This window comes from Shewanella sp. BC20, assembly GCF_003129585.1.
In the GTDB taxonomy this organism is placed as follows: Bacteria; Pseudomonadota; Gammaproteobacteria; order Enterobacterales; family Shewanellaceae; genus Shewanella; species Shewanella seohaensis.
Genome location: NZ_NHRI01000009.1, coordinates 124,043 through 149,104, shown reverse-complemented (window position 1 = coordinate 149,104; position 25,062 = coordinate 124,043). Strand labels below are relative to the sequence as shown.

The following is a 25,062-nucleotide window of genomic DNA, read 5'->3' as shown; positions in this document are numbered from 1 at the left end:
GACACAAACACGTAGGCTCCCATCGCTTCGCTTAGGATTTTAGCCTACGTATTTGTGCCCCTAATTGGGGCGTTATGCCCTTAGTGAGTAGGTGCCCCGAACAATGAAGCCAAGTGCTCCAGTAGAACTGCCGTTTACGCGAGAGTCCGTATTAAAGATGCTTACTTGGGGCGCAAATCCAGAGGCATCGCCATACTCGCACAAGCAGATTGCAGAATGGTGTGATCGGTTCTGGTGTCAGTATCTAGATGTTGATGCTGAACCAGAAATAGAGGGTTTGCTCCCTATCCTCACGGATGTGGAAACACAGTGGGATCTCTTTTTAGCAAATACATATACTCTTGAAGAGCTACGGGATAATGACTTTGAGGCAGAGCAAATGCCGAAGGATTGGTTTAATGACTGGCTCCGACAACTGGCATAACAAGCACAAGCAAGGGACCAAACTACGTTCCGCCCCTGTTGTGGGCGTTAACCCATATAAATTTTAATCCGAAACTGGCGAGTTAGAGCAAAAGATCTATCAAGCTTTTGTCCCCAAAGTGAGTTGCGTATTGTCGAGCATGAATAAGTCGGCTTAATAAGATGGTGCGACAGGCGTCATCTCTATCCCACGAAAGAGCTGATAGCGGTCTATATCATCGTCTAAATATTGGATATTTTGCGTCCACTGCCATGCGCCTTGGGGCGATTTAGTTTCGAATAACAGTTGGATTAAGGCGGCGCGCGCATTCACGACTCCCTCTCCCAGCAGGGAATAATCGCCATTTTGTTGATATAAACTAAAGAGTTGCTGCTTTTCCTGCGAGACACCGTCGTAGTAGGTTAACAGTACTTGCTCGCCCTGCTCCCTAAACCACCATGTCTCGCTGTAGGGAGCGCGCGTACCGACACTTACGGAGAGGATCAACTGCCGCTGATCATGGGAGCAAAAGCCGTTGACTATGACTTGCTTCGGGATTTCCCCCACTTTAGCGGCATTGCCCTGCCACTGCCCCACCATTTGTGGACAAAAGGCTTTAAAACTGATCTTAGCGGCTTGCGCAGGAAAGAGAGCTAAACAGCCTAAGGCGAGTATCAATACATTTTTGATCAATAGCTTGCCCAGTTTTTGCGGGATGATTAACGCCATATTCGAGTCCTATTTCAATCTCCCAATACATTAGCGTTAAAACCCGTTAGCCACAAATACGCTACGACAGTTTGCGCCATGCCTGTCATATCTAGTCATCAAAATGTGGCCAGTGGTTACAGTTACTTACATAAAAGTCCGCCTCAACCTTCACAGACTCAGCTTGATTTCATGCTCGGTTTTTATACTTTGGGGTTTAATGGGGAAAAATAACGATAACACTCTGAATGATAAGGAGACATCTAGTGAAGAAGGCAGGAATCATACTGCTGAGTCTGCTAATGCCCCTCAGTACGGCATTTGCAGAAGCCAGCAAACCACTCTCAGTTGAATTACTTTGGCAACTCAAACGCATAGGTAGCCCAGTGGTGTCCTCCACGGGCGAGCACATTATTGCGCCAGTGACTGAATACGACCTTAAGGAAGACAAGGGCTCAACCCAACTGTGGCGCTTCGACGGTGAAGGTAAAAATAACCGTGCGATTACCGCCAAAGGCTTAAAAGTCAGCGAGCCAGTATTTTCGCCAGACGGCAAAACCTTGGCCTTTATCAGCGAACGTAACGATGACGACGCGGGCCAAATTTACCTGTTACCTATGGATGGCCCGGGTGAAGCCAGCAAACTCACGGATATCCCCACCGGCGTCAATGGCATCAAGTGGGTTGGCAAGCATTTGTATTTTATCAGCAATATCTTTCCTGAGCAGAATTGGGAGCAAATGAAGGCCCAGCTTAAAACAGACAAAGATAATAAAGTCTCCGCCCGCCAGTGGAATGCGCTGCCCTATTCGCAGTTCGATCATTGGTTAGATGAGCGCCGTCAGGCCCATGTATTTAGGATCCCAGCCACAGGCGGCGCGGTTGAAGCCGTGACTCAGCCTTTAGGCCATGAACTGCCACGCTCAAGCCAAAGCAGCTCAAGTTATGATATTTCCCCCGATGAACGCTTAATCGCCTTTAGCGCCTATGGTTCGGATAATCGCGTCGACCCTAAGTTAGATTTGTTCCTCGCCACCATTGGCGGCAGCAAGGCTGAAAACATCACTCCAGATAACCCAGCGCCGGATCTGAATCCAACATTTAGCCCTAACGGCAAAACCCTCGCCTTTACTCGGCAAAAAATCCCCGGATTTTATGCCGATACCGCAAGGTTGATGCTGCTGGATGTGAGCAGTCGCAAACTCACCACGCTCACCGCGGATTGGGATCGCTCAGTGTCTCAATTCGAGTGGACACCCGACAGCAAGGGCTTCTATGCCAGCATTGATGATGCAGCGACAAACCGTATTTATCATATCGATGCCAAGAGCGGTAAGGCCAAGGCCATCACTCAAGCCACCGACTTTAGCCAACCTGCTATCGCTAAAGATGGCCAGTTGATTGCGACCAATCAGAGCTTTTTGTATCCCGCGCGTTTAGTCAGCATCAAGCCTCGCAATGGTAAAACCGAGCGTTTAGAGCAGTTTAACGACGAGATTTTAAAGGATGTCGATTTAGGCACCTATGAGTCGGTCACCTACAAGGGTTACCAGGGCCAAGACATTCAAATGTGGGTTCACTATCCACCTGGGTTCGATCGCAGCAAGAAGTACCCGCTGTTTATGTTGATCCACGGCGGCCCACACAACGCCATTAGCGATGGTTTCCACTTCCGCTGGAACGCGCAAACCTTCGCCTCTTGGGGTTATGTCACCGCTTGGCCAAACTTCCACGGCTCTAGCGGCTTCGGACAAGAGTTTGCCGATGCTATTAACCCAGATTGGAAAAACAAATCCCTCGAAGATGTGCTCAAAGCCGCAGACTGGTTTAAGCAACAAAGTTGGATTGATAGCGATCGTATGGTTGCCGGTGGTGCCAGCTATGGCGGCTACTTAACCTCGATTATTTTAGGTCAGCCGCATCCCTTCAAGGCGCTGCTAATCCACGCAGCGGTGTACGACATGTACTCACAAATGTCGGCCGACTTTGCCGTCCACAGCACCCGCTTTGGTAACTACTGGGATAATCCTGAGCTGTATAAATCCATTTCGCCCCATTACTTTGCCGCCAACTTTAACACTCCAACCTTAGTCAGCCATGGGCAACTCGATTATCGTGTGCCTGTCGGCCAAGGTTTTGAGCTGTTCCGCACCCTGCAAACCCGTAATGTCGAATCGCGGATGATTTATTTTCCCGATGAAAACCATTGGATCATGAAACCCAACAACTCCATCTATTGGTATAACCAAGTGAAGGATTGGATGACCCATTACGCTAAGCCCGGTGCGCAATAACACCTAGAACCTAGAACCTAGAACCTAGAACCTAGAACAGAAAAACAAAAGGTCTGCACTATGCAGACCTTTTTATTGGGCGAAATACACTAACGCCAGAGGTTATTGACCAAAACCCACCGCATTAATATCAACGGTTTGCACTTGGCCATACTTGGCCGCGATAGGCGCTATCTTGCTAGCATTACCAATCAGCACAAACTGCAGGTCTTTTTGTGGGAAGTAAGTTTTTACTAACCTTTGGGTTTCTTCTAAGGTTAAGCCGTCCACTTTAGCTTGGAACTCATTGATAAACTTATCATCGAAGCCGTAGAGATACATGCCAGATAAGAGTCCAGCCAATTGGCCCGAGGTTTCAAACTTAGGCGGAAACTGACCTTTAACATAGGCCTTAGCCGAATCAAGAGTCGCTTGGTCAACGCCTTTTTCCCATAAACGAGCATAGGTTTTCAGAGCCAAATCAATCGCTTCTTGAGTGGTTTCCGTCTTAGTGAAGGTGCTAATGGTAAACACGCCAGAGTCGGTATAAGGACTAAAACCGGAGCGCGCGCCATAGGTTAGCCCCGCATTCACCCGCAGTTCATCGTTCAGCCAAGAGGTAAAACGACCACCTAAAATGGTGTTCACTACCGTTAGCCCCACATAGTCTGGGTTATCACGGCTAATGCCTAACCCACCGATAACAAAGGTGGTTTCCATCGCATCTGGCTTATCCACCAGCAGCACTTTGGCCTCAGTTAACTTAGGTAAACCTTGGTTTAAGTCGGGTTGAACGAGTTTTTCGCTGCCTTTCCATTGACCAAAAGTCTGGGTTAGCTTGGCCTTCATCGCTGCCACATCAAAATCCCCCACCACAGTTAATGCGGTATTGGCGGGTTGATAGTAGCTCTTATGGAAGGCGCGCAGCTGCGACACTGTGACTTGCTCAAGTGACTCGCGATTACCCGATGAAGCATTACCGTAAGGATGAGCACCGAACACCAATTTATCGAAGTAGCGACCAATCACGGCGCGCGGGCTTTCTTTATCCTGCTGTAAACCCGCAATGGCACGCTGCTTAAGCTTGTCGAACTCGGCCGAATCAAAGTCTGGGCTTAATAGCGCGGCGCTGAATAGGTCGAGCATCACATCGGTATCTTTTGCCATAAAATCGGCGGCCAGATAACTGCCTTCTTTGTCGGCTTCAGCCCCTAAGCTAGCGCCAAGAAAATCCACTTGCTGCTCAATCTCGGCCTTGGATTTACCCGCCGCACCAAGGAGTAAACCCTCGGCGGTCATTTGGGCGATACCCGCTGTGGTGTCGTTTACCGCCCCAGCACGCACGACCGCGTTTAGAGTGATTAACGGCACTTCGCGCTGTGGCATTAAATACACGGTTAGGCCATTATCTAGCACTAACTTGTCGTAACTTGGCATGGCAAAGCTGCCAGTATCGACGCGTTTGGGTGCCGTGGTGGCGCAGCCGGATAAGGCTAAGCTAGTGCCTAGGGCTAATGCGACCATTAACTTAGTCGGCTGCAGAGATGATTTTATAAAGGATGATTTAACAAAGGAGAATTTCATTGATCCGACTCCTCGTTTGCCGCCAATACCGCAACAGTGCGATTCGATTTGCGTAAATAGGTTTGGGCAACACGTTGGATATCCGCAGGCGTTACCTTGTTATAGGCCTCTGGCGCATTAAATAATTTATCGTAGCTACCAAAATACATTTCATAGGTGCCTATGGTGTTGGCCTTGCCATTGATGGTTTCCATCGCACGATAAAAGTCCATCAACTTGATATTTTTGACTTTATCTAGCTCTTGCTGAGTCACGCCATTGGTCGCGATGCTATTAATTTGTTCGATCAGCGCGCGCTCTAAGGTGTTAGCATTCACTTCAGGCGTGGCTACGCCCATCACATAGAACAGGTTAGGATCGACCGACATCGGCATATAGGTCTCGGCTTCGAGCGCGACTTGCTTATCCACCAGCGCTTGATATAAACGCGAGCTATTACCTTGGCTTAGGATAGAGCTGAGCAGATCCAAGGCATAATAATCGGCATGGGTCGCCGCTGGCACATGGTACGCCAACATCACGTTAGGTGTACTGACCGACGCCTTTTGAACGAAAGTACGGCGCTCACCCTTTTGCAAAGGCTCGACGGTACGCACAGCTTTAGGCGGTGTTTGTGCAGGAATGGGCGCAAAATACTTATCTGCCAATGCCTTAACTTGAGCCAGTTTTACATCTCCGGCAATTACTACGACCGCATTGTTCGGCGCATAGTAGGTTTTATGGTATTGCACTAAATCTTCTAAGGTCCAAGCGGCAATATCCGACTCATGGCCAATCACAGACCAAGAGTAAGGGTGCGCTAAAAAGGCCACGCCTTTAACTTCGCCTTCGAGGGTATTCCAGTTGGAGTTTTCAAGCCCAGTCGAACGCTCCGACTGCACTACGCCACGCTCGCTTTCCACCATATCGGGATTGATATCTAAGTTGGCGATACGGTCGGCCTCGAGGTCAAACATGGTTTCTAGCGCATTGGCTGGGAACCAGTCGGTGTAAACCGTCATATCCTCTGTGGTGTAGGCATTGTTAGCCCCGCCCGCAGCTTCCATGGTACGGTCGAACATCTTAGGGCCGTATTTTTTCGAGCCGTTAAACATCATATGTTCGAAAAAGTGTGAGATACCGGTAATCCCCGGGACTTCGTTGCGGGAACCGACTTTCCAAAACAGATACATGTTGGCATTGGGAATAGAAGAGTCCTCTAGCACCATGATTTTCATGCCGTTGGCTAGCGTAAAACTCTTGATGTCTTCTGCCGTTGTGGCCTGTGCTTGGCTTAAGGGATTAAAGAGTCCCATCGCCAACACCAGCGCCGATAGCGTGCGCTTCATCTTGTTCGCTCCTTGCTGTAAAAATCCACATATGAAGGCAAATTGCCTAGCAAATCAAGCGTGGGAAGTCCTTCCCACGCCGATTTTTTTGTAAGCTCAAGTTATACCGAAAAGCTGACGGAATAAGGCTTAAGCGGTTTATTGCGCCTTAAGTGCCGTAAGGGCAACCTTGGTCATGGCCTCAACACCAACTTTTAACGCACTTTCATCCACATAGAAGGCGGGAGAATGGTTACTGGCCGCCGTTTCAGGATCTGTGCCTTTGGGTGTTACCCCGAGGAAGAAAAACATCCCAGGTGACTCTAGGGCATAGAAGGAAAAGTCCTCGGCACCTGTGATTAATCCTGGCTCAATCAGCATCTTATCGCCGACCACACTGGCAAGCACTGGGCGCATACTGGCGACCAATTCAGGATTATTCACCACCACGGGATAACCTTGATGGATTTCGGTTGTCGCGGTGGCGCCTAAGGTTTTTGCCGATAACTCGGCGATTTCGGCCAAGCGCACCTTAATATCGGCGCGCATAGGTTGATCGAATGTACGGATGGTGCCAATCAGCTCCACTTCATCGGGAATAATATTCGAGCGAATGCCGCCATTTACTGCGCCAAAACTCACCACGGCAGGTGCTTTGGTAATATCCACCTGACGACTGACAATGGTTTGCACATTGGTAATAATTTGCGCCGCGGCGACGATAGGGTCGACGCCATTCCAGGGGCGAGAACCATGGGTTTGACGACCTTTCACTTTGATTGTAAAGGAATCTTCACTCGCCATGGCAGGGCCGCTACGCACCCCAATCATGCCGCTTGGCATACTCGAGGTCACATGCATGCCAAACACTTGGTCGGGTTTGCGCTTGGCAAACAGCCCTTGTTTTAGCATTAATTCCGCGCCGCCTTCTTCGCCATCAGGCGCACCTTCTTCGGCGGGTTGGAAGATAAACATCACATCGCCAGCAAGACTATCTTTCACTTTCACTAAATTCTCGGCCACGCCCATTAACATAGCCACATGGGTATCGTGACCGCAGGCATGCATCACCCCTACGGTTTGACCGCGATAGGTATCTGTCGCTTTGGAGACAAAGGGCACATCGACCACTTCGGTCACGGGCAAAGCATCCATATCGGCGCGGATCGCAATCAAGGGACCGGGTTTACCGCCCTTTAAGATGCCTACAACGCCAGTATGGGCAATGCCCGTCTGTACTTCTAATCCGAGGGATTTCAGATGCTTTTCGATAATCTTGCTAGTGCGAAACTCACGGTTAGATAACTCAGGATGCTGGTGCAAATCACGGCGCCAGTCGATCACCTTTTGCTCCACACCCGCCGCTAACTTGGCCGCGTCGGGCTGCGCCGCATAAGCAGAACTTAGCCCTGCGCCCATTAAGCTCAAGGTGACGATGGAAGCGAGTAAGCTCTTGGTCAGTTTTGATGTGCTCACACCGAGTGAACGGGAATAAGGTGCACAGGATGTAGCAACAGAGGGTGTTGATAAAGCGCGCGATACCGAGAGTACAGTCATAGCGATAACCTATTGTTGTTTTTATAAGCTATCTAAACTACACGGACATAGAGAAATTGTTAATAGATTTAATAGTAAGGAGACATTACGCGGTGGATGTATAGAGTCACCCGCCAAGAACCGTTTTAAGCTATTCATATGGAATGTCACAGGAAAATGGCGGGCATGAACTGAATTGAGTACGGTTCACACTTAAATTTAAAGCTAAATACCCTAGAGGGGAACTACCATTAACATGTAATCAATTGTCTAGGTATGTTTAAAAAGCCACTTAACACAGCAAAAGCTGCTAGCAACATTTAGTTCTTACTCAATAGTTTATTAGACAAACTCGTATTAACTTGTAAGTACGCATACTAGTACACATAAAGAATAAAACCCGATCAAAAGCCAATTTATAACTAACACTGAAATCCATCCAACTGACTTGAAACCAAAATACTCCCTATTATCAACTTTTAGCAAAATACATGAACTAGGTACAATAAATAAAAATACAAAGGATATCGCAAAAAACGCAACAACAACCCAAAGTAGAAATACGGAAGCGCCTGCATACTTAGGTGTATTAGGCTCAAGATCATGAAAAAGATAATATGCAAATGCAACCAGTAATACAGGAATGGCATTACCAAATATTTGTAAATACTTCATAGCGACTCCATTCACTTAAGATTTATTAGAGTTTATACACTTTTAGTGCATTATTTCTGTAGAAACAGGCATAAAGAACTACTTTTATACAGTAAATTATCTGCATTATTTAGATTTTCCATTAGGTATGCACACACTTTGGAAATGGTTTTATATCACTCGCGCTCAAGCAAATCGAGGAGTATAACAGTATTCAATCATAGCGAAGTAAAGACAGGATTATACTGCTTAACCTAACTCGATCTGCCTAGACGAGTCATTTACTAATTACTAGCCCTCGACAAAACCTAATCAAGTATATAAATCCATTCGATTAGCTCGCTCTATGCAAAAAAACCACGTCTTTGTCGATGATTTCCAGTTGCCAGCCGTAATGCTCGGCGAGCCATTGAAAGGTGGCTTCGGAGTAAAAGTTAATATGGGTGGGATCATTTTTATAATGCCAAGTGCTAAAGGCCGTGGGATTGAGCACTCGCTTCGTCATTACGGCCAAAATGCCCTTGGGTTTGAGCAAGGAATTTAATAAGGTCAGTAACGCATCGGCATCGCTCACATGCTCAATGACCTCTGTTAGGGTAATGAAATCGTATTGCCGCGTGAGTAACTCGGGGTGGTTAGCGTAATAGAGATCGTAGTTTTCGACCCGATAACCCCGCGTTTGCGCCAGTAGACTCAACGCCTTGCCCTCACCACACCCAAAATCGAGCCCCAATGCCGTTGGCGCAAAGCGGCTCAACAAGGGGGCGAGGGTTCTGTCTAGAAACTGCTGATAACCAAGATCCTGCGGGTGATTCTCGTGCTTATCGTATTCAGCCTTTTCGGCTTCAGGACTCAGATAAAATTCGGCAGGCACGCTCACCAAGGCACACTGCTGGCACTGTTGGTAACGACGGCGTTTATCTTGGTGGTAAGCCACTAAATTGGCACTGTGGCAAAGGGGGCAGGTGTTCAACGGCAATTCCTAGCAGAATCAAAGGGCAAACGGTGAATATTGCCCTTAGTGTAAAAAATAACTAAGGTTTGGGGATTTTACGCTCTTTGGCGGCCGCTTCCTTGGCTTCTTGCAGATATTTTTGCTCGCGGCTTTCCCTTTCATCGAACTGCTTTTGAGCCTTAAGCTTTTGTTGGGCTTCCCAATCCTGCGGATTGGACTGTTGGCGGATTTTTTCTTCCCGTGCCGAGGTTTCTTGGGCGGCTCGGCGGGCCTTTTCAAGCTGCGCCTGCTCGATACGCTGCGAGTCGATGCGCGCCTTATCGGCCCGTTGCTCTAAGGTCAGCCGTGGTTTCGGCTGTTCAACCGCGTGCGCGGTAGGCAATACTAGGCCAACAACGACACTTAATGCGATAGTGGGGATAAGTTTTTGCATCCTAATTCCTTAGAGTCCTTCCTCGGCTGATTGACACGGCAAACTGGGTATTCAGGGCAAAACATAGCATAAAACCGTATTTTGCAGTGATGAGTTAGAATGATTTTCATGTAAGACACTGAAAATCAGCTACCTTAGACTGTCAGTTTTTAGTTGTTATTTGAGCAAAACCTCGATTAGGTTTATTTTAACCTCGCTGGAATGATGTACTATTCGAATTAATTTCGTTATAAACGAAGTACCTAGCTATAGGATGTGACCTTAATTTGTGTCACAAGGGAGTATCCTAAATGATCAGATGGCAACACTTGCTCAATAAACTCAGTACTGATGACCCAGCATTACAAGGAAAGCTGTTATGCTGGCAGGCCGAACCGCACCAGACTCCCCTCGCCCTGATCCAAGGCTTTAGTTTTATTAGTGCAAATAGTGCCACCCTCAACTACTTTGGCGCTGAATACGATGCCTTTGTGAATTTCACTCCCTATGACTTTTCACCTAGGATCCAATCCTCTGGACGCAATAGCGTTGAATTTGCACGGGAAATGATTCTTGAGGCTATATCGGGGAACCATGTTGAATTTAGTTGGCTCCACCTAAACCAACAAGGTCAAGAACTCCCCACCAAGGTAAGACTCTACCGCTGTGATTTGCAACAGCAAGCCGTGGTGCTCGTTGAGCTACAAGCCCTCAACCGTCGAACTCAAGTTCGGCCGTCGCTCTCCGATGGCTTTGCCCATATCCCACGGGAAATTATGGCGACCACACTTGAAGAGAGTGCCGAAGCTGTATATATCACCGATGCTGACAATCGCATATTGGCCGTGAATAAAGCAATGTGCCGTATCTGTGGTTACAGTGCCGAACAATTGATCGGCAAAATACCAGAGTTTTTAGAGGCCAAACTCCTGCCGCCAGGGCAACAAACCGATTGCCAAGCAGCTCTCAAACAGCGGGGATTTTGGCATGGTGAGACGCTTAAACAGCGATCTAACGGAAGCCACTTTCCCGCATGGCAGAGCAGTCGCCGAATCGAGACCGATGATAATGCCCTGTATCATGTGAATATTTTCAGCGATATCAGCACCAAAAAACTGCTCGAAACGCAGCTCACCACCCGCGCCATGTACGACACATTAACGGGGTTGCCGAACCGTTTTCATCTCAAGCAAATACTCAATAGTGCCCTCGAAAAACTGAAGGATGATCCTTCCGCCCTCGGCGCACTGATGTTTTTAGACCTCAATGGTTTTAAGAACATCAATGACAGCTTTGGTCATTCCATGGGTGACAGGGTATTGCAACTGGTGGCCGCGCGTTTAGAAGTAGGCTGCATTGAGAAGGCCGATATCGCCCGTATGGGGGGCGATGAGTTTACCTTAGTGTTGCAAGACTGCAGTTGTAAGGAAGAAATTAATCTGTTTGCCGAGCAAATACTGAGTCTGTTCGACAGTCCATTTGAAATCGAAGGACAAAAGTTCTTCCTCGGTACCAGTATTGGTATCGCGCTGTTCCCAACCCACAGCAATCAAGCGGGGCAGCTGATTAGCTTGGCCGATACCGCCATGTATAGCGCGAAGAAAAATCAGCCGCACTTAGTCTTTTATGACAAGGCGATGAGCCAGGCTGCCGAGCTTAAATTAAAGCTTATCAACAATCTAAGGCATGCCCATAGCCTTAAACAGTTTGACCTCGCCTATCAAGCAATTGTGGATTTACACACCAATAAGCCCATAGGTGCCGAGGCGCTGTTGCGCTGGCATAAATCTCCAAGTGAGCATTTTGAAGCGGCCGAGTTCGTCCCTTTACTCGAGGAAACAGGGCTGATTATTACCATTGGGCAATGGGCACTGGAACAAGCCTGTAAACAGGCCGCCATATGGCGCGCAAGTTATCAGCCCGATTTTAAAGTGTCGGTTAACGTATCGCCCTTACAACTGGAGCATGTGGATTTTGTCGGCCAAGTGATTAACGCCCTAGAAATGGTCGCCCTGCCCGCGGAAGCGCTGATTCTAGAAATCACTGAGTCAGCGCTGTTACGTCAACCCGAATTGGCTCGCCAAACCCTTGAGCGCATCAAAGCCTTAGGTGCCAGCATCGCCATTGACGACTTTGGTACGGGTCTCTCGTCACTCAGTCGTTTAGGGACCTTACCGATTGACTGTGTCAAAATTGATGCCGAGTTTGCCCTACGTTTACAAGATGACTCGGGGCAAAAACTTTGCCATGCCATAGTGCAATTAGCACAAGCTCTCGACATTCACTTTGTGGCAGAAGGCATTGAAACACAGCAGCAAAAAGATATCATAACCCATATGGGACAAGGATTTGGCCAGGGCTTTTTGTTCGGCTACCCCTGTTCGGTTGAGCAGTTTACTCATGCCTTTTTAGCCGAAAGGCGTATCGCTTAAGGTTGAGCTGCAAGGTGATGATAATTGACTGTTCTATGGGGTGGATTTTTACGAATTGACTCATTGGCTCGATAGCCCTGCCAGCACACCATAAAGAATGGAATCACTCCCCTGCAAAGCAATTGGCTGGCAAAGCTATCTCATCATTTGCGCTGCAAATGAATCACCGCTATTAAACCTTGTTTTACGTTACGTTAGCGTGATCTGAATAAGATTTTAACTATTTTAATTCGTACGGGGTCTCAAAAACGTAAGAATTTAAAAACACTTACTTTCCGCCCTGATAACGCAACCTTACCTGAGCTGGCATAGCCCGAATACGCATCTCCACCATTGCATCGAAGGCATTCAATAGAGGAGACACATCTAAATCCGGCTCGAGTGCTTTTAGCATATAAGCACTCGCCTCTAAGGTTGATAAACTGTCACTGCGACTCGATTTGCGGATTTTGTATCTTGATGCATAACCTTCGGCCAAGTGCACCGCCGGTAATTGGGCTAACCATGGATTGAGCTGCAAGATTTTAAAGGCTTTGCGCCAGGTGCCATCGATCAACAACAGTACACAATCGGCGCAAAGCTTCTGTTGTTCGACACTCACACTCTGCTCAGAGGGATACACAAGATAGACCGGGCGTTCACCATTCATCAATTGTTCGCGCAATAAGGCAAAATCCGCTTCAGTCTCCCCCACATACACTTGGGTATTGGGTATCACTAGACTTAACACCTTGACGCTATTCTTTTTATGCTCGACTTCCGAGGGATGCTGCAATATCACTAGCTGCGTTTGCGGCTGTATCGGCTGCACATGGGCGCAGAGGCACGCATTCATCGGATAACAGCAAATAGGACAATAGTGGCGACTCAAAGCAAACTCTCTATAAAACGTTTATCCAGCAGTATAACAGCTCAACTCTCTCAGCATGACATTCTGTTTAGTTATTGAATCAAAAGCATTATTGACATCTTATTAACAAAGTGTATCTTTCGCTCACTAGGACGTAACGGCTGATAACGCCTCTCTCTATGGCTATGGTGAGGCAGTTATTCGTCATTAATAACAAAAGGAACAGCAATGCTCATTAATCGAATCAATCTCGCGCTATTATTTGCCCTTACCAGCACCACAACCTTCGCTGCAACAGATAACACCTATCAACACGATGCATCACTTGAGTATGCAGGCTCAAGTGAAGCATTCGACGATGGCATCTGGAATACTAATTATCGCTATTACTTCACCCCCGTTAGCCAAGATAATGTTCCCTATGCACTTAGCGGATTTTTAGCACAAACATCGAATTTGGGTGCTAACTATGCGGGTTTCGAAGGTGATTTAGATGCTTATGGGGTGAATGGTCAATACGTGTTTGCCTCGAAATGGTTTATAGGCGCGAATTACCAAAATCTTGGTGCAGACTTATTTGACAGTGATACCTATGGCGTCTCAGTGGGTTATTACTTCAATTCCACCTCGAGTGTGTACTTAGGCTATAGCAAAAATGACAAAGACTATGATATTGGTTTTGGTGCCAAAGCGAACGCAGACCTTGACACCTTTAACCTTGGTCTGCGCAGTTTTCTGCCATTGCAAACCACCGCAGGTGTCGATTTAACCGCACAGCTATTTTTTAGCCAATCTGATTACAGCGTGAAAAACAGCCCCTATGGTGGCGATATGAGCGATAGCAACAATGCCACTGTACTCATGCTGTCCGCAGATTGGTATCTCACTCGCGCTTGGTCAGTGGGTGCTAACTATAGCGTTCAAGAAGATACAGATCCCTATGGCATTAGCACGGCCTACCACTGGCGACTCACTGACTCATTCAGCGCTATTGCCCGCGCCTCTAAATCCTTCGAACCCGATGAGGATGGCGTGTTTTTAGCTCTAGGCATCAACGGCCGCTTCTAAAAAAATGCCCGTAGTTATGGTCAAATAAGCTACGGGCAAAGGGTGTTTTTGGTTAGCCGTTTAGGGCGAATTAATGCTCTGCGGCTAATTGCTCTTGGTGCCAGTGGTCGAAGCGGCTGAGCGCCATCATTGAAAGTAACCCGACAGAAAATACTCCCATCACTAAGGCCACAGCATAGGGTGCGGTCAGGTTTGTTTGCTGCACAAGGCCAGCCACCACAGACGCACCACTCATCTGAATAAAACCTAACATCGCCGTCGCGGTACCCGCCCGCTCGCCAAAGGCAGACAGTGCCATACTGGTCGCTGGGCCTAACAACAACGCAAAACCAATACATAACAGCATCATAGGTAGCATAAAGGCAAAGGCGGCGGCCATGCCGACACTCGGGCCGAAGGCTTGCGTTGCGATAATCAATACCGCAGAGAGCACCAGTAGCACTAAGGCAAGGATGGCGGTTGGACGGTTGCCTAATTTGCGGATCACCACTGGCGCGGCAAAACAGGCCACAATATTGACTACAGCGTTCAAACCAAACAAACCACTAAAAGCTAACTCTGACACCCCTAAATGGCCGATAAGCCACACGGGAGAGTAAGACACATAACTTAAAATTGCCGCCATCGCTGACATACAAGCAAAGGCATAGAACAAGAAATGGGTATTGCTCAACACCGGCTTATAACGACTCCAACGGTACAATGGGCCTGTGCTAACGGTATTGGCCGGACGGGTCTCGGGTAAACGATAGCCCACCAATAACATCATCAAAATCGCGTATAGGGTCATAAACACAAAGGTCGAGCGCCAGCCAAATTGCATGGCTAAGAGTCCGCCAAGGGTAGGTGCCAAGGCGGGAATAACGCAAATAGCACCATTTAAGTAACTGTAAATACGGGCGCCTTCCTTCGGCGAATAACAGTCACGCACAGCACTAAAGACAACAATCGAAGTTGAACACGCCGCTAACCCTTGCAGCACGCGAGCAAGTTGCAGCCAGTGAAATTCAATCGCAGCTGCGGCGAGCAAACTGCTCGCGCCATAGAACAACACACCAAAGAGTGCCACGGGGCGACGTCCATAACGGTCGGCCAAGGGGCCAATCAATACCTGTCCCACACCCATAGCAAATAAAAACAGTACTAAGGTGGACTGTACTTCGCTGGCAGACACGGCGAACTCTGCCGCCATAGTGGGCATAGAAGGGAGGTAAATATCAATTGCCAGAGGGCTAAGTAGCACCAAAGACATCAAAATAGGTAACAGATTGCGCCGCATAAAACTTATCTCGGTTAAACAGTAAAAAGTATTTCAGTGGGCGCTATTTTAAATAACTCAAGGTATGAACAGAAATGGTATAATTTCCAAAGTGAATTTCCTTTAAGGAATATCTATGAATCTCGACAACTTAGCCAGAATCGATCTCAACCTACTGGTGATATTGAAGGTTTTGCTCGAAGAGCAGAGTGTCACCCGCGCAGCCAGCCGATTACATATTAGCCAGTCAGCATTGAGCAAGAGCTTGAATCGTCTGCGAGAAACTCTAGATGATCCCCTGTTCCAGCGCACTGCCCACGGCCTAAAACCCACGGCACATGCGCTCAATATTGGGCTTAAATTGCCGAATATTTTGCAGGACTTATATCAACTCACTCAGCCACCGACGTTTACGCCGGCCAGTAGTAACAGGCAGTTTTCCTTTGCCATGGTTGAAAGCGCTTACGAAACCTTAATTCCCTATTTTATCGGCCCATTGTTAAGCACTGCACCAAATCTGAAGCTCGACTCCTATGTGTGGACCGAGAAATCGATGCACGATTTGCAGCAGGGGCAAATTGACTTTGGGATCTCGGGGCGGGATCTACACCCACTGTCGGACTCGCAAACGGACAGGCTCCCAGATGGCATTAGCTGCCAAACCCTGTTTACCGACAGGCAAGTGTGTTTGGTGCGCCAAGATCATCCCTTGATGACCGCACTCACCTCGCCCCAGTGGGATTTATCCCTGTACTTGGATATGGCACATGTGCAAGTTCGTTGTGAAGGGAGTGATTGGTGGGCGCTGGATTACTTTCTGGCCGACCTTGGCCACAGGCGAAAAATCAGCACGACTGTGCCCGATTTTTATGGCGCAGCCAGCATCTGCGCCCACAGTGATTTAATTTTCACTTTGCCTTCAAGCTTTGCACTGCACGCATGCAAGCTGTATCCACTAAGGCTATTGCCTCTGCCCTTTGAATTTATTCCTATGGCCTATGTGCTGCTCTGGCATCAGCGCAACGATGAAGACCAAGGCCATAAATGGATGCGTGATACCATCTGCCAAAGTGTTGAAAAGCTTATGCAACCCTAGGATAAAAGCCATAAAAAAGCCCAGGGCACAAGCGTATCCTGGGCTGATTCAACTCAACACACTTAGAGAATAAAAGTTGCTACTTGGGCGTTGAGATCATTCGCACGCGCCTTTAATCCTTGGGCTTGAGTCAGATCCGATTTCGCGGCCTCGGTGATTTCGTCGGTAATATCTTTAATCGCTACGGTATTTTGGGTGATTTCTCCCGTGACCTGTGTTTGCTCTTCGGCGGCAGTGGCAATTTGGCCTGCCATATCTGAAATGATATGCACGGCTTGGGTGATCTCCTCCAATGCCTTCGCGGCGGCATTCGCATCTTCTACGCTGTTGCCTGCGAGCATTTGACTGCTTTCCATCAAACTTACGGCTTTTGCTGTGGTACGTTGCAGGGTTTCAATGGTCGCATGTACTTCTTGGGTTGAATCTTGAGTACGACGAGACAATACCCGTACCTCATCGGCAACCACGGCAAAACCACGTCCCTGCTCACCCGCGCGGGCAGCTTCAATCGCCGCATTGAGTGCTAACAGGTTGGTCTGCTCCGCAATCCCTTGAATTGTGCCTAGAATACTGGAGATAGACTGAGCGTGACGACTTAAATCTTCAATGACCTCAGTTGCCTGAGTAACTTCATCGGCGAGAGAATTGATCGAACTGCGGGTTTTATTAACTAACTCTTTCCCTTGGAAACTACTTTCAGCTGATTGCTGCGCCGCTGTAGCGGTATTTTCCGCATTGGCAGCAATTTCATTGGTTGCACTCGCCATTTCGGTCACCGCCGTTGCCACCATAGCGACTTCCTGCTGCTGACGCAGTAACTCCGCAACCGAAGATTGTGTCGTCACGAGGCTACGTTCAGCATCTTGATCTAATTGATTTGCCAATTGACGAATATGGCTGATCAGTTGATGCTGACTGCCGACAAAACGGTTAAAGCTATCAGCCAGCACGCCCACCTCATCCTGAGTGTCGACGGAAATACGTTGAGTCAAATCCCCATTTCCATCGGCAATACGTGCGAGCGCCTGAGATACTCGGCTCAATGGACCGAGTAGAACGCTTATTAACCAAGAAATTGCTAATACGCTTAAAATTAATACAAGTGTCGATAATCCAAACTGAGTGAGTAGCAAACTAGAGAGTGGTGCCTCGAGTGTTTCTCTATCCAGTACAAGGACTAATTTCCAATCTGTATTTGGAATATCAACACCCCAAACTAACTTATCGCGATCTTCACTTTCAAAGTACATAGGAAGCAAAGTGCCAATTTTTCGGCTTAATTCTGACAAATTACTATTTAGCTCATTGTCTATATCACTAATAGGCTTTAGTGTTTTAGTTTGATCTTTATAAGCGATAATGGTGCCGTCTTTATGCATCATGATGGCATAACCGTCTGCAGGTAACTCCATTCGATTAACTTCTTCAGTAAGATTATTAATCGACAAATCTCCAGCAATAACACCACCTGCAACAGGCTCAGCCAAAGTCACCACCAGAATATTAAATGCAGTATCAAGATAAGGCTTAGTTAAAACACTTCCGCCAGTTCGCATAGCTTCTTGGTACCAAGGGCGAGTACGAGGATCGAAATTGGTATAGTCGGTCGCAGGCTCAGAGTCCCGCATGTTACCGTCAGACTCCCCAAAGAATGTTGATTCAAAACCTCCCGATTGTTTCGCCTGCTTCATTGCTTGCACAATGTCATGGTTTAGCTGAGTTTCCATCGCTTTCACAATTTGCTGACGACTTGAAAGCCACTCACTTATGATTAACGCTTGCTGCTCTCCAAGACGCTGAGCTTGCTCTAAATTAACATCTAACAGCACTTTTTTCTGACTGGTATAACTTTGCCACGACAGTAGTAAAATCACTGCTGAAAGAGCAAGAATAACGGACGAAAGAATTTTCTGCTTTAATGAATATGATTTCATAGGATATTTCGCAAATAAACACAGGATAACCGCCCTACTTCGAATAAAAATTATTCAAAGCAGCATTTAGCTTACCAAAATACGTGAATTAACAACTTACGTATTTACTCTTGATCGCAAAAATAAACAAATTCACAATAAAAGCCAAGATAATTAAACATCTAGATATTAATGTTTAAGTCCTACTTAACAGAACGCTTAGCTTATTTAAAGTTAAATATGCAATATGACTAGTATGAATCATAAAATATCGCATATTAATGCTAACGGATTAGAGATAAATTCAAATAATAGATTATCAATTTAATGTAAATATAAGTGCCAATTTTATTAACTGACACTTATATTGAAGAGAAATGACTATCTGTCGGAATAGTTTTAAGATTGGATTAGAGAATAAAAGTCGCTACCTGTGCATTAAGATCATTCGCGCGCGCCTTTAATCCTTGGGCTTGAGTCAGATCTGATTTCGCGGCCTCGGTGATTTCGTCGGTCACGTCCTTTATCGCTACGGTATTTTGGGTGATTTCCCCCGTAACTTGGGTTTGCTCTTCGGCGGCAGTGGCAATTTGGCCTGCCATATCCGAAATCACATTTACGGCTTGGGTGATCTCCTCCAATGCCTTCGCAGCGGCATTCGCATCTTCCACGCTGTTGCCTGCGAGCATTTGACTGCTTTCCATCAAACTCACGGCTTTTGCAGTAGTGCGTTGCAGGGTTTCAATAGTCGCATGTACTTCTTGGGTCGAATCTTGAGTCCGGCGCGACAATACCCGAACCTCATCGGCAACCACGGCAAAACCACGTCCCTGCTCACCCGCGCGGGCAGCTTCAATCGCCGCATTGAGTGCTAACAGGTTGGTCTGCTCCGCAATCCCTTGAATAGTCGCTAAAATGCTAGAAATCGACTGAGCATGGCGACTTAAATCTTCAATCACGTCTGTTGCCTGAGCGACTTCATCGGCTAGGGAATTGATCGAACTGCGGGTTTTATTGACCAACTCTTTACCTTGGAAACTGCTCGCGGCCGACTGCTGCGCCGCTGTCGCAGTGTTTTCCGCATTGGCGGCAATTTCATTGGTCGCGCTTGCCATTTCGGTTACAGCCGTTGCCACCATAGCCACTTCCTGCTGCTGACGTTGCAACTCTGCCACGGCAATATGGTTGGTTTTAAGACTACGCTCGGCATCCGCATCCAGCTCGCTCGCTAACTGACGAATATGGCTGATGAGTTGGTGCTGGCTGCCGACAAAACGGTTAAAGCTATCAGCTAGCACGCCCACCTCATCCTGTGTGTCGACCTCGATGCGTTGAGTTAAATCGCCATTGCCGTCGGCAATGCGTGCCAGTGCCTGAGACACGCGTCCGAGTGGACCTAGCAATAGATTAACCAACCAAGAAATCGCCAACACGCTCAGGAGTAACACAACGGCGGAAAGTCCAAATTGCGTCAGCAGAAGATCGGTTAACGGCGCCTCTAGGGTCTCCTTATCCAGCACTATCACCAATTCCCAATCGGTATTGGGAATATCGACGCCCCAGACTAACTTGTCGCGGCCCTCATTTTCAAAATACATGGGCAGCAAGGTTCCCGCTTTGCGGCTCTGCTGCGGTAAATCATGATTCAGATCGTTGTCGATTTGGCCGACAGGCTTCATGGCCTTTGAAGCATCTTTGTAAGCAATCACAGTGCCGTCTTTGTGCATCATGATCGCATAGCCATTGGCGGGAAGAGTCATACGATTCACGCTCTCAACTAGGCTCGCAATTGAGAGATCGCCCCCCACCACACCTTGCGAGGTCGCCTGTGCCATAGTGACCACTAACACGTTATAGGCCACGTCGACATAGGGTTTTGTCAGGATGAGGCCGCGCTCATTCATCGCCTGTTTATACCAAGGACGCGTTCTCGGATCGTAACCCATGCGGTCGATACTTGGATCTGAATCCAACATTTGCCCAGTCTCGGTACCAAAATAGGTCAGCTGGAATCGCCCAGAGGCCTGCGCCTGCTGTAATGCACTTAAACTATTACCTTCAACCTTAGAGGCCAATGCGCCTACGATATCTTGGCGTCCTGCGAGCCACTCCTGAATGCGCTCGGCCTGTTGTTCACCCAAGCGCTGCACCTGCTCTAGGCTATTTTGCAATAACAATGATTTTTGACTGGAGTAGCTTTGCCAAGACAGTGAGCCGATGACGAGGGAAAGCGCGATCACGACCGAAATCAGGATCTTTTGTTTAAGCGAATATGAGTTCATTTTGGTATCTACGGTTTTACACAGCACTGAAGGAAGGTAATGATGAGAGGCAGGCAGTTAACGTCGTAAATTTACAGTTTTAGCCAAAACCAATCAAAATATCGGCTAAATTTTCGCACATATTGCACAACAAACAAAGAATACGTTACAGTCGGAATAACAAATAATTAAGCAAAAACATTAAGATAACTAAACAACACCAAAAACAAACCTCAGGAAAACACAAAGATCACAGCCAAACAAAAGGCACAACAATTTCGGCTTCAGAGACGTAAAACAACGTAAATTAACCCAAATTAACGTGACCCAATCCGATTATTTATTGCACACTGACCCTCCATAGCATTGGGAAAGAGGCCCATTGATGGCGCCAGCTTGGTGACATCCACTCTACAATATGGCTTTACTCGTTTTCCGCCTCGCCCATTTTGATTAGGAGTTCTTATGATCTATCAACAATTTCAACAGAGCCCATTTCAGCCACGCATTTCAGGAGCTCGGGCTTGGTTAGCCATGGCGATCAGCATCAGCCTAATCTGCTTATCTCTGTTTTTATTACCTTTTGTGCTTTTATTCGGCGCGATTGCACTCGGCTGTGTCGTGCTATTTAGCCGTTTTTATGTCGCGCGCCAAATGAGTAAGTTTAATCGTGAACAAGCACATCGCGCGCAGACGCAAGCAAGGGAAGCGGCGAGCCAAGAGACTAAGTTTTATCGTTCCACGAATGTGGTGCGCGAAACCCATGCAAAGCACTACACTGGTCGCACCTTTGAACATCAAAATGATGAAGGCTAATCCCTAAACGCTTAGCAGATCCTTGGCGCGCTTCAGGGTTTGAATCTCGCCGGGATCTTGGGTCATTTCCAACACAGTATCAACTTGCAATGCGAGTGATTGCCATAGGGGCTCAATAATCTCAGCCTCTTTGCTATTGGCATGTCGGCGCGCGAGGTTGAGCAGCGCCGCAGAGCCCACCACATCGATGCGCCCTAAAATACCGTCTGCGAGTGCCATGCTCAGTTCAATCATGGCTGGCACGCTGTGACCGTATTTAATCACTTCACGCAGGTAACGCTCCGCCTGACTTACATCGCCACCCAAACCACTTTCATCATTTAGCATGTGTTGTGCGCGGGTAAGCATGGCATCGAGTTGGCCCTGTTCCGCCGCTTCAGCCATCCAATATTCACTCACAATAGGATCGCGCTTACAACCATCGCCATTAGCGAGCATTAAGGCTAAATGGTACTGGGCATGGGGATAACCCGCTTGCGCCGCTTTATTAATAAAATGATAGGCTTGGGTCAGATCTTTCGCCTGATAGTAAAGCACACCTAAATTCGCCATGGCTTCGGTCTGCTCGCCCTCGGCCGCCAGTTGCAAATAGTGCTTCGCCTGCACTAAATCCGGCTTAAATGACTCGCTGCCCACCAGATAAAAATACCCGAGTAACGCCATTGCATTGACAACGCCCGCCTGAGCAGCCTTGGCAATTGCAGCTTCGCCCTGAATGGCATCGGCCTGGCCTTGATAGCCATGGATAAGCCCCACCCCATGTTCATAGAGGGCATCCGAATGTTTTGGCGCCGCAAGGGCAAACCAATAGGCAGCTTTAGCAAAGGTATCACTGGCTTTTTGCGCCACTTCCTTTACCGCTGGGCCATTTTCATCTTCATTACCATAGGATTGGTCAGCCAAGGCAAGCTCTTGTTCTTTAAGCATTAATGCTTTGGTTTTAAAAGAAATCCCCACAAGATATTGTGCCTCAGGGTCGTCTTCCATCACCGCGCGGTAACAGAGATCTTTGATGGTAACTGCATCGCTGGCTTGGTAACGATAAGCGGGAGCCGCACGCCCAACCACCTTAGGATACAAGTGCTCAATTAAGGCCAACACATCCTTGATGGCCTTTTGGGCCAAGGCGAGCAATTGTTCTTGGGTTAAATGGTATTTTTCAGGGTGGGCGCCACGGTTACCATCGCCACGCAGGCGATGCAAGGCTCTAGTCGTCTTCACATCGATCAGTCGCTTTTGGTTTAACAGCTCGATACGATCATAGAGGTTAGGACTGGTGAAGGAGACGGCTTTATCCTGACCGAGTAGTTCAGTCAGCCTATGGGTAAAACTGCGGATATGCAGCAGTGACTGAGTGGGCACATCCTGCACATAGTTTTTAGCGTTGAGGTAATCATCGAGGAGAGAGGCCGAAAACCCTTGGATAAATTCGCTATCCAGTAACTCAGCCCCTGTCCCCATAAATCCTTACCTCAGTTCAAATGTACTCAGTTGATATTATTCCGCGGTAGGCTTTTTCGTCACCATATACAGGCGGAATAGAGCTAAGTTCACGAATAGACCGATAAATGCCATCAAGGTATCCGCCAACATTTGCACTGGCAGGCCGCCAAGAGAAGCCGCGCCAGAGAGCTGAGCCCCCACGACAGAAAGCGGCAAATAAAGCATCAATAAGGCGATAGTTTTCAGTACGATAGGACCGCTAAAGCTAAAGCTTGCCTTAATGGCTTCCAGAGGTGTAAGACGTTCAACCACCACCATAAAGTTCACATAGGCGAGTCGCGCAAACAGATAGAAACTGATGACGAGGCCGACTAACCACAGTGGACCGAACGCAGCAAATAGCATGACAGGCGCTAAAATCGCCAGTCCCGAAAACACGCCCGCCAGCAGCAGGGGCGGTACAAAGGGTAAGCTGGCCTTCAATACCATACCCGTCGGGGGATTATGTCCCTGGGATCTCAGCTCTAAAAATAGCGTTAATGCGGCGATCAGCACCGAAAAAATCAATAACAGTAGCATCATGGCGATCATATGTGGCGCGCCAAACTGTGGGTTTTCCAGATCAACTTTGCTCATCTCTGTACCTAGCCACAGCTGGATCCCCACCTGCACTAACAGTAATGGCACTGTCAGCATGGCAAGCTGAGTGAGATGATTACGGAAAAAGTTATAAGCTTCGGTCAAAATTGCGGATAGTGACATGCGCCTTTCCAAAATAATTGAAGTAAATTAACACCGTGAATTGCCGCTAAGGATACCCAAAATCCCGCCCCAATGCACAACACAAATCACTTGAGTGAACCGTAAATCACAGAAAAGGACTGCAACAAAAGTCGCAAAGCCGTTACACTGTGGCCCTTTATTGCGCGCAAACCCTCAAAGGATGCCACTCATGAAACACACTCTCACTCTCTCAATCCTGTTCAGCGCCACGCTTTTAGCGGCTCCCGCCAGTGCAGGCTGGTTAGATAACCTCGCAGGAACACAAGCAAAAACAGAAAAAGTGGCCACAGGTACCGCGACTCAATCTAACGAGTTAGTCGGTAGCGTGATGTCGCAACTCGGTTTAAGCCAAAACCAAGCCGAAGGCGGTTTAGGCAGCCTGTTAGGCCTAGCCCAGTCTAGCCTAGGTTCGAATGATTACACCAAATTAGCCGCCAGCATTCCTAATGCCGACAGCCTATTAGCCGCAGCGCCAAAGCTTGACGCTAACTCAGGCGTTTCAGGTCTATTGTCTAAGGCTGGCAATATTGGATCTTCCCTTCAAGGCAGCGCAATGGTGTTAGATGCTTTTGAAAAATTAGGTATTTCTAAAGATCTCGCTATGCCGATGATCAATATCGCCAAGTCTTATCTTGAGACAAATGGCGCCGAAGGCAGCTCAGATCTGCTGATGAAGGGCCTAAACTCTCTGCTGTAATCTTCGCTTTCACCCTAAGCACACGGCTTAGGGTGAACTTTAGCGCCGTAAATCACTCTATTTAGTTATCCCTTCTTGCCAGAGCAGTGCCCTTTTATGATTGCTAAGCTGAAACGATTCCTTCAATCCCACACCCAGGCCATCTCCCCCGAGGAGAAAGCCCACCAGCTGAAGTTGGCGGCCGCGAGCATGTTGCTCGAAGTGGTATTTGCCGATGAAACCCTCGCGGCAGAAGAAATGGCGTTACTGCCGACCTTGCTGACAGAAACATTGTCGATGCCAGCGCAGGAAGCCAATGAACTGATTAAAGAAGCGAAAAAAGCCCAAGGTAATGCTACCTCGCTGTTTGAGTTTACCAATACCATCAATGCCGAATTTAGCTTGGAGCAAAAACAACAATTGCTGTTAGCTATGTGGCAATTAGCCTATGCCGATGGACAACTCTCCCAGTACGAAGATCAAATTATTCGCCGCACCGCCGATTTGCTGTACCTCAAACACAGTGAACTGATCCAGATGCGTAATCAGGCTATCGAAGCGACCCAAGCGGCACACTAAAAGCGCCCAATAAAAAAGCATGAATCGCAGTGCTGCCATTCATGCTTTGAGTTTA

21 protein-coding genes are annotated in these 25,062 nt (G+C 47.8%); 8 read left to right on the top strand and 13 right to left on the bottom strand.

What is annotated here, in order from left to right; all coding sequences use genetic code 11:
• Positions 1 to 103: 103 nt before the first annotated feature.
• Positions 104 to 424, top strand: a complete 321-nt coding sequence (locus CBX96_RS11330) for a hypothetical protein (protein ID WP_219930417.1) — start codon at positions 104 to 106, stop codon at positions 422 to 424.
• Between the two features lie 153 nt (positions 425 to 577).
• Here CBX96_RS11330 and CBX96_RS11325 read toward each other — a convergent pair whose 3' ends face one another.
• A complete protein-coding gene (locus CBX96_RS11325) occupies positions 578 to 1,132 on the bottom strand; it encodes a hypothetical protein (RefSeq protein WP_109286760.1) in 555 nt (184 codons plus the stop codon).
• A 245-nt stretch (positions 1,133 to 1,377) separates the two neighbouring features.
• Between CBX96_RS11325 and CBX96_RS11320 the strand changes: the two genes are divergently transcribed.
• A complete protein-coding gene (locus CBX96_RS11320; RefSeq protein ID WP_109286759.1) occupies positions 1,378 to 3,405 on the top strand; it encodes a S9 family peptidase in 2,028 nt (675 codons plus the stop codon).
• 102 nt (positions 3,406 to 3,507) lie between these two features.
• Here CBX96_RS11320 and CBX96_RS11315 read toward each other — a convergent pair whose 3' ends face one another.
• The 6 genes from CBX96_RS11315 to CBX96_RS11290 all read right to left on the bottom strand — a co-directional run bounded on the left by CBX96_RS11315 (position 3,508) and on the right by CBX96_RS11290 (position 9,853).
• Positions 3,508 to 4,968, bottom strand: a complete 1,461-nt coding sequence (locus CBX96_RS11315) for a pitrilysin family protein (RefSeq protein WP_109286758.1) — start codon at positions 4,966 to 4,968, stop codon at positions 3,508 to 3,510.
• Positions 4,965 to 6,296 carry a pitrilysin family protein gene (locus CBX96_RS11310; protein ID WP_011627539.1) on the bottom strand — a complete coding sequence of 444 codons (1,332 nt, stop codon included), beginning with the start codon at positions 6,294 to 6,296 and terminating at the stop codon, positions 4,965 to 4,967. Before CBX96_RS11310 ends, CBX96_RS11315 begins: the two co-directional genes overlap by 4 nt.
• A gap of 138 nt (positions 6,297 to 6,434) precedes the next feature.
• Positions 6,435 to 7,832 (bottom strand): amidohydrolase, encoded by a 1,398-nt coding sequence (locus tag CBX96_RS11305; RefSeq protein ID WP_109286757.1) that lies wholly within the window; start codon positions 7,830 to 7,832, stop codon positions 6,435 to 6,437.
• 336 nt (positions 7,833 to 8,168) lie between these two features.
• Complete coding sequence (locus CBX96_RS11300; RefSeq protein ID WP_109286756.1) at positions 8,169 to 8,486, bottom strand: hypothetical protein; 318 nt, start codon at positions 8,484 to 8,486, stop codon at positions 8,169 to 8,171.
• Positions 8,487 to 8,799: 313 nt separating this feature from the next.
• Positions 8,800 to 9,438 carry a class I SAM-dependent methyltransferase gene (locus CBX96_RS11295; protein ID WP_109286755.1) on the bottom strand — a complete coding sequence of 213 codons (639 nt, stop codon included), beginning with the start codon at positions 9,436 to 9,438 and terminating at the stop codon, positions 8,800 to 8,802.
• 61 nt (positions 9,439 to 9,499) lie between these two features.
• Positions 9,500 to 9,853 (bottom strand): hypothetical protein, encoded by a 354-nt coding sequence (locus CBX96_RS11290; protein WP_109286754.1) that lies wholly within the window; start codon positions 9,851 to 9,853, stop codon positions 9,500 to 9,502.
• A 290-nt stretch (positions 9,854 to 10,143) separates the two neighbouring features.
• Between CBX96_RS11290 and CBX96_RS11285 the strand changes: the two genes are divergently transcribed.
• The gene (locus CBX96_RS11285) at positions 10,144 to 12,264 is read left to right on the top strand and encodes a bifunctional diguanylate cyclase/phosphodiesterase (protein ID WP_109286753.1); all 2,121 of its coding nucleotides are present in this window, start codon (positions 10,144 to 10,146) and stop codon (positions 12,262 to 12,264) included.
• Positions 12,265 to 12,532: 268 nt separating this feature from the next.
• On the opposite strand, the gene CBX96_RS11280 is transcribed toward CBX96_RS11285, so the two are convergent.
• The gene (locus CBX96_RS11280; RefSeq protein ID WP_109286752.1) at positions 12,533 to 13,135 is read right to left on the bottom strand and encodes a tRNA-uridine aminocarboxypropyltransferase; all 603 of its coding nucleotides are present in this window, start codon (positions 13,133 to 13,135) and stop codon (positions 12,533 to 12,535) included.
• Positions 13,136 to 13,342: 207 nt separating this feature from the next.
• Here CBX96_RS11280 and CBX96_RS11275 point away from each other — a divergent pair, with 207 nt between their 5' ends.
• The gene (locus CBX96_RS11275) at positions 13,343 to 14,182 is read left to right on the top strand and encodes a putative porin (protein WP_109286751.1); all 840 of its coding nucleotides are present in this window, start codon (positions 13,343 to 13,345) and stop codon (positions 14,180 to 14,182) included.
• A gap of 70 nt (positions 14,183 to 14,252) precedes the next feature.
• Here CBX96_RS11275 and CBX96_RS11270 read toward each other — a convergent pair whose 3' ends face one another.
• Positions 14,253 to 15,461, bottom strand: a complete 1,209-nt coding sequence (locus CBX96_RS11270; protein WP_109286750.1) for a multidrug effflux MFS transporter — start codon at positions 15,459 to 15,461, stop codon at positions 14,253 to 14,255.
• Between the two features lie 115 nt (positions 15,462 to 15,576).
• On the opposite strand from CBX96_RS11270, the gene CBX96_RS11265 reads away from it, so the two are divergent.
• Complete coding sequence (locus tag CBX96_RS11265; RefSeq protein ID WP_086903545.1) at positions 15,577 to 16,536, top strand: LysR family transcriptional regulator; 960 nt, start codon at positions 15,577 to 15,579, stop codon at positions 16,534 to 16,536.
• 62 nt (positions 16,537 to 16,598) lie between these two features.
• Here the strand turns inward: CBX96_RS11265 and CBX96_RS11260 are convergent, their stop codons facing one another.
• Together CBX96_RS11260 and CBX96_RS11255 are read right to left on the bottom strand one after the other, a co-directional pair.
• Positions 16,599 to 18,470 (bottom strand): methyl-accepting chemotaxis protein, encoded by a 1,872-nt coding sequence (locus CBX96_RS11260; protein ID WP_109286749.1) that lies wholly within the window; start codon positions 18,468 to 18,470, stop codon positions 16,599 to 16,601.
• Between the two features lie 389 nt (positions 18,471 to 18,859).
• A complete protein-coding gene (locus CBX96_RS11255) occupies positions 18,860 to 20,731 on the bottom strand; it encodes a methyl-accepting chemotaxis protein (RefSeq protein WP_086903544.1) in 1,872 nt (623 codons plus the stop codon).
• 444 nt (positions 20,732 to 21,175) lie between these two features.
• Between CBX96_RS11255 and CBX96_RS11250 the strand changes: the two genes are divergently transcribed.
• The gene (locus CBX96_RS11250; protein WP_109286748.1) at positions 21,176 to 21,526 is read left to right on the top strand and encodes a hypothetical protein; all 351 of its coding nucleotides are present in this window, start codon (positions 21,176 to 21,178) and stop codon (positions 21,524 to 21,526) included.
• 3 nt (positions 21,527 to 21,529) lie between these two features.
• Here CBX96_RS11250 and CBX96_RS11245 read toward each other — a convergent pair whose 3' ends face one another.
• Positions 21,530 to 22,987 carry a DUF4145 domain-containing protein gene (locus CBX96_RS11245; protein WP_109286747.1) on the bottom strand — a complete coding sequence of 486 codons (1,458 nt, stop codon included), beginning with the start codon at positions 22,985 to 22,987 and terminating at the stop codon, positions 21,530 to 21,532.
• Between the two features lie 36 nt (positions 22,988 to 23,023).
• A complete protein-coding gene (locus CBX96_RS11240; RefSeq protein ID WP_011624476.1) occupies positions 23,024 to 23,731 on the bottom strand; it encodes a hypothetical protein in 708 nt (235 codons plus the stop codon).
• Between the two features lie 190 nt (positions 23,732 to 23,921).
• Here CBX96_RS11240 and CBX96_RS11235 point away from each other — a divergent pair, with 190 nt between their 5' ends.
• Both CBX96_RS11235 and CBX96_RS11230 read left to right on the top strand, forming a co-directional pair.
• On the top strand, positions 23,922 to 24,449 hold the full coding sequence (locus CBX96_RS11235) for a DUF2780 domain-containing protein (RefSeq protein ID WP_109286746.1): 528 nt from the start codon (positions 23,922 to 23,924) through the stop codon (positions 24,447 to 24,449).
• A gap of 96 nt (positions 24,450 to 24,545) precedes the next feature.
• Complete coding sequence (locus tag CBX96_RS11230) at positions 24,546 to 25,007, top strand: TerB family tellurite resistance protein (protein WP_109286745.1); 462 nt, start codon at positions 24,546 to 24,548, stop codon at positions 25,005 to 25,007.
• Positions 25,008 to 25,062 lie beyond the last annotated feature (55 nt).